The sequence below is a fragment of the Arthrobacter sp. TMN-49 genome (genome assembly GCF_054511095.1).
Genome location: NZ_JBTNDH010000003.1, coordinates 54,445 through 66,637 on the forward strand (window position 1 = coordinate 54,445; position 12,193 = coordinate 66,637).

Annotated in this window: 13 protein-coding genes and 1 pseudogene; 5 read left to right on the forward strand and 9 right to left on the reverse strand. The window is 60.4% G+C overall.

The window, feature by feature from the left end; genetic code table 11:
* Positions 1-159: 159 nt before the first annotated feature.
* Together ACX80E_RS02400 and ACX80E_RS02405 are read right to left on the reverse strand one after the other, a co-directional pair.
* Positions 160-456: a DUF1905 domain-containing protein gene (locus ACX80E_RS02400; protein ID WP_459300184.1), complete on the reverse strand. Its 297-nt coding sequence runs from the start codon at positions 454-456 to the stop codon at positions 160-162.
* Positions 453-1,103 (reverse strand): maleylpyruvate isomerase family mycothiol-dependent enzyme, encoded by a 651-nt coding sequence (locus ACX80E_RS02405; protein ID WP_459300186.1) that lies wholly within the window; start codon positions 1,101-1,103, stop codon positions 453-455. The genes ACX80E_RS02400 and ACX80E_RS02405 overlap by 4 nt, the downstream gene beginning before the upstream one ends.
* Before the next feature lie 52 nt (positions 1,104-1,155).
* On the opposite strand from ACX80E_RS02405, the gene ACX80E_RS02410 reads away from it, so the two are divergent.
* A complete protein-coding gene (locus ACX80E_RS02410; RefSeq protein ID WP_459300188.1) occupies positions 1,156-1,827 on the forward strand; it encodes a winged helix-turn-helix transcriptional regulator in 672 nt (223 codons plus the stop codon).
* A gap of 552 nt (positions 1,828-2,379) precedes the next feature.
* On the opposite strand, the gene ACX80E_RS02415 is transcribed toward ACX80E_RS02410, so the two are convergent.
* Positions 2,380-2,949, reverse strand: a complete 570-nt coding sequence (locus tag ACX80E_RS02415) for a TetR/AcrR family transcriptional regulator (protein WP_459300190.1) — start codon at positions 2,947-2,949, stop codon at positions 2,380-2,382.
* A 76-nt stretch (positions 2,950-3,025) separates the two neighbouring features.
* Here ACX80E_RS02415 and ACX80E_RS02420 point away from each other — a divergent pair, with 76 nt between their 5' ends.
* Positions 3,026-3,610, forward strand: coding sequence for a dihydrofolate reductase family protein (locus tag ACX80E_RS02420; RefSeq protein WP_459300192.1), 585 nt, complete (start codon positions 3,026-3,028; stop codon positions 3,608-3,610).
* A gap of 307 nt (positions 3,611-3,917) precedes the next feature.
* Here ACX80E_RS02420 and ACX80E_RS02425 read toward each other — a convergent pair whose 3' ends face one another.
* The 5 genes from ACX80E_RS02425 to ACX80E_RS02445 all read right to left on the reverse strand — a co-directional run bounded on the left by ACX80E_RS02425 (position 3,918) and on the right by ACX80E_RS02445 (position 8,676).
* Entirely contained in the window at positions 3,918-4,148 is a 231-nt protein-coding gene (locus ACX80E_RS02425; protein ID WP_459300194.1) for a hypothetical protein, read from the reverse strand.
* An 811-nt stretch (positions 4,149-4,959) separates the two neighbouring features.
* The gene (istB, locus tag ACX80E_RS02430) at positions 4,960-5,739 is read right to left on the reverse strand and encodes an IS21-like element helper ATPase IstB (RefSeq protein ID WP_459300196.1); all 780 of its coding nucleotides are present in this window, start codon (positions 5,737-5,739) and stop codon (positions 4,960-4,962) included.
* A complete protein-coding gene (gene istA, locus ACX80E_RS02435) occupies positions 5,736-7,262 on the reverse strand; it encodes an IS21 family transposase (RefSeq protein WP_459300198.1) in 1,527 nt (508 codons plus the stop codon). The genes istB and istA overlap by 4 nt, the downstream gene beginning before the upstream one ends.
* Before the next feature lie 666 nt (positions 7,263-7,928).
* Entirely contained in the window at positions 7,929-8,228 is a 300-nt protein-coding gene (locus ACX80E_RS02440) for a transcriptional regulator (RefSeq protein WP_459300200.1), read from the reverse strand.
* Entirely contained in the window at positions 8,212-8,676 is a 465-nt protein-coding gene (locus tag ACX80E_RS02445) for a hypothetical protein (protein ID WP_459300202.1), read from the reverse strand. Before ACX80E_RS02445 ends, ACX80E_RS02440 begins: the two co-directional genes overlap by 17 nt.
* Positions 8,677-8,789: 113 nt before the next feature.
* Between ACX80E_RS02445 and ACX80E_RS02450 the strand changes: the two genes are divergently transcribed.
* A complete protein-coding gene (locus ACX80E_RS02450) occupies positions 8,790-9,620 on the forward strand; it encodes an alpha/beta fold hydrolase (protein WP_459300204.1) in 831 nt (276 codons plus the stop codon).
* Between the two features lie 557 nt (positions 9,621-10,177).
* Here the strand turns inward: ACX80E_RS02450 and ACX80E_RS02455 are convergent.
* A complete protein-coding gene (locus ACX80E_RS02455) occupies positions 10,178-10,711 on the reverse strand; it encodes a DUF1990 family protein (RefSeq protein ID WP_459300206.1) in 534 nt (177 codons plus the stop codon).
* 137 nt (positions 10,712-10,848) lie between these two features.
* On the opposite strand from ACX80E_RS02455, the gene ACX80E_RS02460 reads away from it, so the two are divergent.
* Positions 10,849-11,094, forward strand: coding sequence for a helix-turn-helix transcriptional regulator (locus ACX80E_RS02460; protein WP_459300366.1), 246 nt, complete (start codon positions 10,849-10,851; stop codon positions 11,092-11,094).
* 454 nt (positions 11,095-11,548) lie between these two features.
* Positions 11,549-12,134: pseudogene (locus ACX80E_RS02465) on the forward strand (DNA alkylation repair protein); the annotation flags it as partial.
* Between the last annotated feature and the right edge of the window lie 59 nt (positions 12,135-12,193).

The following is a 12,193-nucleotide window of genomic DNA, read 5'->3' on the forward strand; positions in this document are numbered from 1 at the left end:
TCAGTCGCTCTGACCGATATCTCCACATCCTGCCGCTGCTGAAGGCCTACACGCCCGAGACTCGCGCAAGCACTCTCACCCGCGTCGTTGCGCGGCTAGCTAAACAGGCGTAGACCCGCGAACAACCACGTCCCGTAGAGGGTTGGTTTCCGGGTACGTTCACGAGAACCGGTCAGTCAGGTGCACGGCGACGTTGTCGCCCACGCTCTTCCCGAGGAGTTTCCGGAACGCCGCCCGTAATGGCATCATGTGGGTGCCGCCGCCCACGGGCAGCATCGTTGCTTCGTAGGGGTGTCCATCCACGGCGCCACCAATCTTGACTGCTTTACCGGTGCCGAAAAAGTCGGCGGAGTCGGGCATCTGGACGCAGGGCCAGCCACTGGTGGAATCGGCAATGATCCTGGCCGTGAACGTGACATCAAGCCTCTGGCCGGGACCGTCAACTGTGGTCGTCACGATTCCTCACCCGGTGTCGTCGCAAAGTTGTGGGCTCCGGGTCCGGTGAGTTCATCGGCTTTGACCGGCCTGCCTGACACGGCGAGCAGAAGGGCAATCGCGGGGCCATGAACCTTGGGTCCGTCGCCGTGTTCGAACGGTGTGTCGGAGGCGATCAGATGCCACCCCTGAACCATCTCCTTGCCGCCGCCCATCGATACGCTGGTCTTCACCTGGTAGGCGAGAGCACGGGCGACATGCGTGGGCGAGTAGTTCCGATCGATCTTGAGGGGGCGGCGAACATCCTCACCATGCACGAAGGCCTCCACCAGCCGAGTAGCCAATGCCGCCGGGGGTGTGGCGATATGGCTGCGTACTGCCTCGAACGCTTTCAGCGTGTCGTGGGGATGTGTTGCCTTCTCCCGCGTGACCCCGACAGCGTTGTCACGATCGAAGTCGAAACCGGCGGCCACCATGCGACGCACAAAGCCCAGGCGGGTGGTCTTGGCCGAATCGACGAGGTGGGCCAGAACGTCGTGGACATCCCACCCAGGACACAAAGACGGGGTGCACCACTCGTCCGTTTCGAGTACCGCGAGGTCGTCGATCAGTGCCTGTCGCTCATGGTGGACCACAGACCAGATTTCGGAGCTGGATAGTTTCCTCATTTCGCTATTGTTACAGTAGTGCGCACTTCTTAGCAAGTAGTAACATGGGGTTATGGTTGCGAGAAGATCCTATGGTTCCTATAACGACGGGTGCGCGTCGGCGCACGCACTTGACTTGATTGGGGAACGGTGGGCGATCATCGTGGTACGGGAGTTGCTACTGGGGCCCAAACGCTTTCTCGACCTCCAACGTGACATCCCGGGGATCGGTCCAGCCGTGCTCACGCAACGGTTGCTGGACCTCGAAGAAACTGGCGTTGTCGTGCGCACCTCACTGCCGGCACCGGCCAGAGTGATGGTCTATGACCTCACCGAGTGGGGTCGCGGTCTGGAAGCCGTCAACACCGCACTGTCATTGTGGGCTGTCCAATCTCCCCGTCTGCCGTTCGAGGCTGATATGGGACCCGACACCCTCGTGCTGGCAATGCGGGCGCACGCACGCCGATTGCCTGAAGGTACGCCAGAGAGCAGCGTTGCGCTGAAGCTGAGCGACTCGCGCGTATCCGGGAGGGAGCCCGTGGAGTACCTGGCCACGATGACAACCACAGGATCTACGGTTACGAAGGCTACCGGCGTCGGCGCCGTCGACGCGGTGGTGAACAGCACCACCAGGGCATGGAAAGCGGTCATCATCGGTGGAGCATCCCTTGAAAGCGAGGACGACATCGCGGTCACCGGCAACCAAGACGCGGTCCAAATGTTGGTGGATGCCACGAAGTTGTAAGACGGCGACTTCACATGACGGGGCGACAGATCTTCAATCCGAAAACGGCCCCCAGCAGGAAGCGCCTCACGCTCGATGCCAGGAATGACCCAGTAGACGTTCCCTGCGGAACAGCGTCGAGAGGACACTCAAGGTAGCTCAGCCTCCGGGAGAGACCCTACTTTAAAAGATTCCACGGCAACAACAGCCCCAGATGAGTCCGGCCGCAAAAGGTGGTGTTACACATGAGACGGAGGACTTAGCGGACGTGTCTCACGCCCACATATCGGGCGTAGCCGATTAGTTTCGTCACGGTCAGCTCCAATGCGTCTCATAACTAATGATGAATACCTCAATTGAACCAAAGAGTTTCGAGACATGGTTACGAGAAAAACTGCTTGGAGAGAATCTGGTGTGACTCCGCGGGAGCTGAAGCAGACGCCGAGAGAGTTGGCTGAAGCCGATGAGACGTCTCATATGCCTAGAGTTTCGAGGCGCTGAGATTATACGACATCTCGCCCCATTTTTTTGCGAAATGAAAGTCGCTTCACCCTCCCGCCTGCCGCGAAAGATCTACGCACCGGGGGCAAAGTATCGGGCCGCTTCTTTAGCGGTGGCAACGGGGTCTCTCTGGGGATCCAGGGGAATCGTGAGGTGGTCGAGGAGGATGCCGTTCACTAGGTGGTGCAGGAGAACGACGACGCGCGGGTTCGAGTCAAGCCCCCTGGCTTGGTGGAATTCGAGGTCGTCCCTCAGGCCCTGACGTAGGAACGGCGCGAGGGCGTCGTGCACTTCGTGGTCGCGGGAAGCTTCGAGGCGAAGTTCGATGAGGGCTCGTGCTACGTCTGGATTTTTGGTGAGACGTTCGACGACGTAACCAGCGTATTCCGCTAACGCTTCCTGCTCCGACGCTTGCTCGAGTTGCGAGAGGCGATCATCGTCAGGCTCGAGTCGGTCAAAGATGCGCTTGGCCATGGCGAGCAGGAGCGTCGCGCGGGTTGGAAAGTAGTTCGCGCAGGTTCCGAATGGGACTTCAGCTAGCGCGTCTACGGCCCGGTGGGTCAGGGCCCGCCCACCGTCGCGTCCGAGGATGACGAGAGCTGCGTCAGTGACGGCTGCTCTGCGTCGCGGATTCGAAGCCATGCTGACATAGTACGCCAATCACCACAGGTGTTGTACATTGAGACAACTACAACAGTTGTATTGATTGGAGTACATCATGCGCGAACTCGTCTACTTCGTAGCCACCTCTATCGACGGCTTTATCGCCGACCCGGCGGGCGACTTCTCTCGCTTCCCCGTCCATCCGGAAACGCTGGCAAGCCTATTCGCCCAGTACCCAGAAACTTGCCCGGGGCATCTGCGTGAAGCGCTCGGTGTGACCGGCATGCCTCGCCGATTCGACACAGTCCTGTTGGGTCGCCGCTCCCACGCCCCCGCCCTGGAGGCTGGCTTGACCGACGGAGCCTACCCACATCTGCGGCAGATCGTCGTGACCCATCAAGATCTACCCAAGTCACCCCATGTCGAGATTATGGGTGGCGATATCGCCGCGCGTGTTACCGAACTCAAGGACGAGCCCGGCCTCGACATCTGGCTATGCGGGGGCGGTGAGCTGGCTACCCAGCTTGTCGACCTCATTGACGAGATTCAGCTGAAGATCAACCCCGTTCTCCTAGTCAGCGGAATCCCGCTCTTCAGCGATGGCACTCGACCCCGCGACTTGCAAGCCAGTGGCATCGAGCCGTTGCCAGGTGGGGTCAACCTCGCGACTTACCGAACCCGAATTGGACAGTCTCAATGAAGTGCGGGGCCCTTGGCACTCAAGCTCCCTGATTAGAGCAGTCAAGGTCGAGTGGGGTCCGAGTGCGCGATTTCCGAGGACGACTAACGGGCATAGGTCTGTCTCACAACCCTAGGGTTGCGAGACGGTCTGAGCCGGAGCTGTTGGGGCGCCTTTTATCGGGCAGTTTTGCGAGAATCGATGAGCCCGGGATAGCAGGGTCCTGAAAGCTCAGGACTGGTGGTGCTGTGGTGGCCGATAGAGGCTCGGCTTGTGTGACAGCCCTGAAGCTGGTCCCGCACAACAATGTTTGCAGGGGAGAAGGCGTTTACCCCGTTGCAGCGGGTCGTGCGCGCCAGAAGCTTGCAGCATCCTGCCCGTCTTGCATCTCCGTGAACTCATCCGTTCTTGCCGCCAAAGCGGTAGGGGGAGATATATCATCGACGAAGGCCTCAAGTGCCAGGTTGAGTGCGCCACCGCCCAGGAATTCGGCGTACTCACGAACGGATTGCACGACGTCGAAGTTCGCAGGATTGCCATGCACCAATGCGTTGCGCACGCGGCGCCGACGAGCCTCTAGGACCGTGCCCTCGTCGGTGTAGTCGTTGATGAGCGTGGTTCAAGTCGGGTGATCGCCAATGCTGGCGAACATGTGACCGATCCAAGAGCGCTCGTGCTCGAGGCGGCAGAGTGACAGGAAGTCATTTGCCCGATCGGCGAGAAACAAGACCCAAGGAGGCTTCGGGCGATCGGACATCCACTTGTGTGTCAGCTCGTCGAGTAGCTCATTCCGACCGCCTCCGCCGAGTAAGCACATGTCAGCGTCTCCTCTCTCTGCGGGACTCCGTGCCCGCTGCAGTGCAGATATGTCTTTATGTCTACGATCGACAGTTGAGTAGTAAGCGTCGCACGAGAAGCATTTACGGCGCGATTTAGGGCAGACACGTTCTGACTTCAATCAGCCACACCCATGCGCTCGAGCTTTTGTCTGAAAACTACTGTTCTCCAACGGCTCTACGCACAGTCCATCAAAGGACGCAGGCGCCGACCATCTGAGAGTGCATTAGGGGATCAGCTTACGGTCGGCAGAATCTTCCAGCACCCCTCTTAGGTGTCTCGGAAACTATGTGTCTTGAAACGCATAGGATGGGGGACGGCAGCACTTCGTAGCTGATTGACGGCTGCTCTTGGCGGCCACACATCATGGGGGAGAGATGGATCAATAGACTGCCCAAATGTCAAGGGCCATGAGGTTCTGCCCACCAGCGGCCAGGTTATCTGCCCACTGGTGGCCAGCAAAAATGCCCGGATATGGCCATGAGATCTGCCCGCAAATATAGATTTGTGGTTGGCCATACTGGTCCGGTGTTTTAGCTCAGTTGTGTCACTCCTTTTCCTGCCAGGGCCTGGGTCAGCCTGACGGAGTCGCCGCTGGTCTGGCAGACATGTGCATGATGCAGCAGCCGGTCCACCGTCGCCGTCGCCAGGGTTTTGGGCATGAGCTCATCGAAACCGGCCGGGTGCAGGTTCGAGGAGATCGCGATGGAGCGCTTCTCGTAGGCGGCATCCACGACCCGGTAGAGCCCCTCGGCGGCGTCCGTTCCAACGGCCAGAAGCCCGATATCGTCAATCACGACCAAATCAGCGCGCAGCACCCGGGTGACGGCGCGGGTGACGCTGTCATCGGTGCGGTGGGCGCGGATGAGCTGTCCGAGGTCCTCGAGCCGGAACCAGGCCACGCGCAGGCCTTCCTCCACGGCTTGCTGGCCCAGGGCCTCCAGGAAGAACGTTTTCCCGGTGCCGGAGGGCCCGCAGACGACAAGGTTTTCCCCGCGGCGGATCCATTCCAGGGTCCGCAGGGCTTGCTGGGTCGGGACCGGGATCGAGGAAGCATCCGGGTCCCAGACATCGAAGGTTTTCCCGGTCGGGAACCCGGCGGCCTTGCGCCTCGTGGCGAGCATCGAGGCGGCCCGGCCACGGATTTCCTCCGCACAGAGGGCCTTGATCACCTCGACCGGTTCCCAGCGCTGGGCACGGGCGGTAGCGACGAGTTCCGGCGCCAGGGCGCGGGCGTGGGGCATCTTCAAGGACCGCATCATGGCTTCAAGATCCGCCGGCAGTGCCGGGGCGGTGGTGTTCAACGGGTTCACGGCTTTACCTCGCTCATGGTGGCGGTTGTGGTGGTGATCGCAGCCCATGCGCCGGTGCCCTGCGTCAGGGACGTGTCTTCGCTGGCGGCGTGCGTGGTGGTGTTGGCCCGGCCGGATTGCAGGATCGATGAGAGGTCTCCGTGGGCGAAGCGGCCATGAATCGCCGCGGTGCCTAGGGCCCGGTCAACGTCAATGACGCCGGCGATCTTCGCCAGCGAAACAGCTTCAGCCATTTTCTGGTTCATGCGTGAGGTACCGACCGCTGCGGCCTCCTTCAGCCAGGTAACGGCGCCGCCGCCGATGGCCAGAAACTCGGCCTCGGCCCCGGTGCGGGCCCTGGGCGTGTAGTCACCCGGGATCTTCTGAACATACCCGGGGAAATGTTCGTCGTTGATCGACGGGCTCCCGGGCCGTGCCCTGCAGTGGCGGGCAACTTCCACCGGGCCGTGCACGCCGTGGTGAACGATGATGACCTTCTCATCCGGGCCGGTGCCGTGGGAACGGACGAACACTTTCTGCCCCAACAGGTGGGATGGAACGGAGTACATGGCGTTGTTGAAGGTGACCATGGGCGTGTTCGGCGGCACGGTACGGGCCAGACCGAAGGAGACAGTGTGGGCGTCATCCGGCACCTGGTGCAGGCGCAAGACTTCCTCGGTGAGCATCGCCGCCGGTTTACGCTTGGTTACCCGGTGCTCACGGGCATTGATGTGAGCCATGAACTCCTCACACGCGGCCTCCAGCTCGGCGAAGGAGCCATACTCCTCGCGCAAGTTCGTATCCCTAGGTACGATGTCAGCCTTGGCGACCTTCACCGCGTTCTCCACCCCACCCTTGGAAGCAGGATCCGCCGGCTGGCACGTCAACACGGTCACCCAGTAGTAGCGGGCAAAATCAACAGTTTGCAGATTCCTCACCGGCACCCCAGCCACATGCGAGACCGTCACCGTCTTTTCGTTGTCAGTTAGGACGTAAGTTGGGGCCCCGCCCGCGATACGGAAGGACCTATCAAGGGCGGCGAACACGCTCGGCGCCGTCCGGTCCCGCAACGCGATGACAATCCGGAATCGTGACCAGGCCAGCCACGCCACGAACAACACCGTCTTCACACCATCAATATAAGGGCCGTCTCCGAAATCGTATTGTAGCCAGCCGCCTGGCTGGGTGATCCAGGGGCGGTGCACGCGTACCCGTCCCAGCTTCCACGCCGCCTTGACCTGGGCCACGGCGCGGCGGGTGGAACGCTCCGATCCCTCAAAGCCCATGCCGACCAGCGTCTGGTGGGCGACATCAGCCCGGATCCGGCCCCGTGACTTTTCCACGAGCTCCTCGACCTTGGGCAGGTACTCATCGGTGCATTTATCCCTGGACACTGGTTCCGCCAAAGGTCTGCCGGCATTACGGGCGGCAACGTGCTTGGCCACGGTGTGGTGCGAGCATCCCGCGAGCACGGCCGCGGCGCGAAACGATTTCGTAAGATCGAACGCTTCAAGAATTTCCATGATTTCTCCGTCAGACTTCATATAGAGCCTCTTCCTGGTTTGGTTTGGTGCGACTAGACACCGACATCAAACCCCAGGAAGGGGCTCCCGCCGTTAAGAACACGGCGATGCTAGAAAAGAGTGGGCAGATCTCATGGCCACCAATGGGCATTTCTGCTGGCCATCAGTGGGCAGTTACGTGGCCGCCTATGGGCAGTTTTTCATGGCCGCTAACACTTCGCGGGGGCCGCCCGCGACAACCTACTGACGGACACGACTGTCTCATAACCAATATGTCTCGTATCCCGTGGGTTGTGAGACCAGCCGGGCAACTCGGGTGAATCAAGAGTAAAATGATAGGGGCAGCATGGGGGCTGACTGGCTATGCTCGCAGTCGTGGGGCAGTCGAAAGGGAGTTCCCACCATGTCATACAAAACTCATACTTTTGAAGACACAACGACAGCTATTTAGTATCCTGCATTGTTGCAACATCACCATGCAGGAACAGGCCAAAATGGCTTATTGGCAACTCTGAATCGCAAGCGGGGATCGAAGGCGTTCCACGACACGGTGAAGGAGGTGATTGAGCCGCAGGTTAGCGCCTTGCGGGCATGGGGGAGCCCGGGCTGGGTGATCTGCGGTGCTGCAGGTATCCTCCCCACTATCGGCCAGCAACCAGATCCGCCCGGGCGTGGTGCCTCAGCTGGCTAAGGCTCTGTCATGGCGCGCAAAGCTGCGACATGTCCGACATATGCTTTCCGGCCCTCCACGGTAAGTGCAACCCTGACGTGGCTTCGCCCTCCCTTGGCGAATCGTTCGACGTGGACGTACCCGGGGTCGGTCAACTGCTTAAGATGCTTGCTCAGCACTGAACCCGCGACTCCAAGCGAATCGCGCAACTGGGCAAATTCGGCCCATTGCAACGGTGCCAGGCCGGCACAGATACGCAAGCGAACTGGGGCATGGATCAACTCGTTGAACTCAACGTGGTTAGATGGGGCGCTCATTGGCGTCCTTGATTCGATTCTTCATCATCGAGGTGCGCATGCGGGACATGCAGAACCCACAAATCCAGAAAGTGACCAGCCACTTGGCAGCAACTTCACCCCATGAGCCCGTTGCCCAAAAGCGGCTGAACTGTACGACCAGCATGAGCAGAAGGGCATACCCGAGGTACGGCCCCGAGTGGCTCAGTACGACGCGGGGCTTGGGCCGTTTTCGCATCATGAGGTAGTACCAAATGCCCAAGGGAACAACAAAAGCAGCTAGACCGAGAATCACCGACCACGAGACCACGTTAACGAGTGCGGTGATGGTCGCAATAAGTGCCACCAGAGTGATCATGAAACCGCGGGGTGGCTCCGTGGAGTTCACCATGGCATTGGAAGCGTTGTCGGCCTCGGCAAGCACTTCGCGGGGATCAAAATTTGCAGACCATGGATTCGCATCAACCACGAAGTCCTCACTTTCCGTTACGGAAAGTTCCCCCTTTCCGTACAGGAAAGTCAAGATCAAGCGGCCCGCTCGTGGTCCCGGCGATGTCGGGGGGCGGGTGTTAGCCTTCTCTCGTGCATCTTATTGAACGTGGTTCGGGGACCCCTATCTTGATAGTCCATGGATTCTGCGTCGATCATCACTTGTTGCTGGGGCTCGATCCCATCTTCGCTGCACGAGGCACCTGGAAACGCATATATATTGATCTGCCGGGCATGGGAAAATCCATTGCCGGACCGGAGATTGGCAGCGCAGACGCTATCGCCGAAGCCGTAGTTGCCTTCGTCAGGACGACCTTCGGGGACGCACGATTTGCGCTTCTCGGCAATTCATTTGGTGGCATGATCGCCCGGCACATCGTCGCCGAGTTTGGTGATCAGGTCATCGGTCTGGCCCTCATCTGCCCGGTGGTCGTCACGGACCAGGCACACCGAACTGTGCCACCCCAAACCGTCTTGCAGAGTGACCCGGAACTTTTGGCATCGTTGGACCCCCTGGATGCGGCGGACTACGCGGAAATGGCTGTCGTTCAATCCGTCGAGGGCTGGAATCGTTTCCAGGAATCTGTGTTGCCGGGTCTGCGGGCCTTCGACAAAACCGCCATCGAAAGAATCTTGGGCAACTACGCGCTGGGCGTCGAGCCCGAAGATCGTTCCCCGAAATTTGGCGGACCCACAGTCATTATCGCGGGACGCCAAGACCACATCGTTGGGTTCCGGGACCAGATCGCGCTCTCAGAACACTACCTACGGGCCTCAATGGTTGTCCTCGACCGGGCCGGCCACAACGCCCATCTGGACCAGCCGGAGCTCACTGCTAGTTTGCTCGATGAGTGGCTAGTGCGCATGGACAACCCACAGCCATACCAGCCGCCGAGTGATCGAGAAGGAGCCGTGGATTCATGAATCGTGAGGGTACTCCGGATCGAGCGTCTCAACTGGGTTCGGCAGCGCAGGCGCGTTTGATGCGCCGAGTGGCAACGCTGATGCCCACGCACGTCGACTACTAAGGGCGCTGCGCGGGCAGGGCGTTCCCAAGTACGCGTCCGGCGAGGAGCAACGCCGCAGCGAGATCGAGCGCGGAGCCAGCCGGTCAGCCGTTACGATCATCGCTGACCTAGGCAAAAGTGTGGCGCACCTGGAGGAGGCCATCACCCGCTGCGCCGCCGCGGGGTGGCCCAACGGCCACTTCCTTGGGGGCGGGCACTACGGTGGTGCGGCCTGCCCGGCGCAACGGGGCTCTCACATTAGCAATACTGGGAAGTTTTGTCTGCAGGATTGACTCGGACTGGATCCAGTCGTGGATCTGCCATGAGCTCATTGGTGGCTTCGGTGCTGGACCCGATACCAATTCAGTGGGGATCTACGTCCTTGGCCACGCACCATGCACGGTCAGCCGGCCTGATGAAAGCAGGGTCCGGAATCCGCTGATGGCCCGGCGCCTGATCTTCCGCGGTGATTGCTCATGCGCCGTTTTCGGAAACACGCCCTGTGTAGAGAAAATAGGAGCGGTTCCGGACGTCTACCCGTGCCCGGGCATCGTGAAGCCAAACCCTTCCCAGAAGCAAAAAATAGAGCTCGTCGGCAGTGGTTGTGTGTTTTCCCAGGCTGGCAGTCGCCGCTTCCACTATTTCCGTCTCCGAGTGCGCGCCGGGCGTGGCATCGGCCTCACTCTCACTTTGTTTCGTGTGCGTGGGGTCGGGCAGGGTCTTGTAGGAGAACCCGACCCGGCCTGGGTCTTCCGCCACGGCCACTACTTCCACGGGTTCATGGACTGTCATTCCGAACAGCTTCGCCGTGACGGTCAGACGCTGGCCCGGTGCCGCAGGCTCCGTTGAATCCACGGAGGACCCGTTTGAAGTCTTTACCCTCCATCGGAGCACCGCAAAAGTGGCGCGTTCCCAGACGGAAACACCGGTTCCCACCACTGCTGAGACTTCCGAATGTCGGTGCTGGCTGCTGCTGGACGGCCACTGGTGGAGGACCGGGCTGGTCATGGGTTGTCCCTTTCATGCTCCAGCTGGCCTTCAGCTGCTTAGAACATATTGCATTGACGCTGCCTGGTGCCGGTGAAATGCCGGGATTCCTGCGTTGCCAGCATGCTGATCAACGCCAAAATAGCTATGAAGTCGCAATGGGCCGGCGAATCATTCTTGGACTGTCCCAGGAACTGGTTGCAGAACGGGCAAGCATCTCAAGGGCCACCCTTATGCATTTGGAAACGGGTGAGGGCGGCAATGTCGAGCACCTGATGCTGGTCGCGGCCGTACTGGGAGTTACCGAGGACGCCATAGCGGCCGTTGGCCCGCTTGAGAGCGATTTGGGCAGGGCCCGAGCCCATCTGCCTAACCGGCAATGCGCTCCGAGGAGGAAACTGTGACATGCCGGGGCGCTAGACAGCTACGTACACCCGTATTGCGTCAAAATCACCGCTGACATAGCAAGAATCTCAGCTGCACTGGTTCAAGATGCCAACGAAAATTCAGCCGCTTCTCATCCGTCGCGATGGTCGACAATACCGATGACAACATGCGCAACCACGGGCTGTTGCGAACGGGCAACCGGTGACGACTCTCGCCGTCGTTCGAGGTCAACCCCATACCCTCAGCTGGCACCACCGGGCCTGAAGGTCCGGCGATCACTTCCCCGGGGGAAGTCCGGGTCGCTGAACATTCGCGGGGAAACAAGACTGTGCGCGGTCGCCTTCGAAAACGTTGGAGCCGACAGATGGGCCCAGGTCCAAGAGCTTGCCAGTAGGCTTCGATTGCATGTTCGCTGGATGAGATTGCTTTCCTAGTACGCTGAAACTCACGCGTGATGGACAGGAATTCAAGATGGCCCGGACAACAACGACAAGTACTGCAGCGGCTGAGCTGTTGGCCGAATTGGCGGCGCTGGGGGATCCGAAGGCCCGTGCCGTGAATGAGAAGCACGGTGACGACCACGACGTGAACCTGCGCAAGCTGCGCGCCATTTCGAAGCGGCTGAAGACGCAGCAGGATCTTGCCCGCGAACTCTGGGCGATCGGTGGCACTGCGGGACGGCTGGTGGCGCTGCTGATCTGCCGGCCGAGGGACTTTGGGCGTGACGAGCTGGAGGCCACGTTGCGTGAGGCCCGCGTCCCCAAGGTCAACGACTGGCTGGCCACTATGTGGTGAAGCAGAGCCCGGATGCGCAGGAGCTGCGCGTGGCCTGGTTCGCCGAGCCGGAACCGGTGGTGGCCAGTGCCGGTTGGGCCGTGACCAGTGAGCGCGTGGTGAAAGGCCGCAAGGTTTGGACCTTCCAAGGTTGTTGGACATCATTGAAGCGCAGATGAAGAATACCCCGGACCGGCTGAAGTGGGCCATGAACTTCTGCCTGGCCCAGATCGGGATCGAGTACTCCGAGCTTTATGCCCGGGCCATCAGCATCGGTGAGCGCTAGGAAGTGCTCAAGGATTGCCCGACACCGCCGACTGCATTGCAGCCGCTCTTGCTGCT

Excerpts from the sequence above, each read along its gene's own strand:
- ACX80E_RS02405 (WP_459300186.1), bottom strand. The coding sequence starts at position 1,103 with ATGAGGAAACTATCCAGCTCCGAAATCTGGTCTGTGGTCCACCATGAG.
- ACX80E_RS02420 (WP_459300192.1), top strand. The coding sequence starts at position 3,026 with ATGCGCGAACTCGTCTACTTCGTAGCCACCTCTATCGACGGCTTTATC.
- istA (WP_459300198.1), bottom strand. The coding sequence starts at position 7,262 with ATGAAGTCTGACGGAGAAATCATGGAAATTCTTGAAGCGTTCGATCTT.
- ACX80E_RS02455 (WP_459300206.1), bottom strand. The coding sequence starts at position 10,711 with ATGACCAGCCCGGTCCTCCACCAGTGGCCGTCCAGCAGCAGCCAGCAC.
- ACX80E_RS02460 (WP_459300366.1), top strand. The coding sequence starts at position 10,849 with ATGGGCCGGCGAATCATTCTTGGACTGTCCCAGGAACTGGTTGCAGAA.
- ACX80E_RS02440 (WP_459300200.1), bottom strand. The coding sequence starts at position 8,228 with ATGAGCGCCCCATCTAACCACGTTGAGTTCAACGAGTTGATCCATGCC.
- ACX80E_RS02415 (WP_459300190.1), bottom strand. The coding sequence starts at position 2,949 with ATGGCTTCGAATCCGCGACGCAGAGCAGCCGTCACTGACGCAGCTCTC.
- ACX80E_RS02410 (WP_459300188.1), top strand. The coding sequence starts at position 1,156 with ATGGTTGCGAGAAGATCCTATGGTTCCTATAACGACGGGTGCGCGTCG.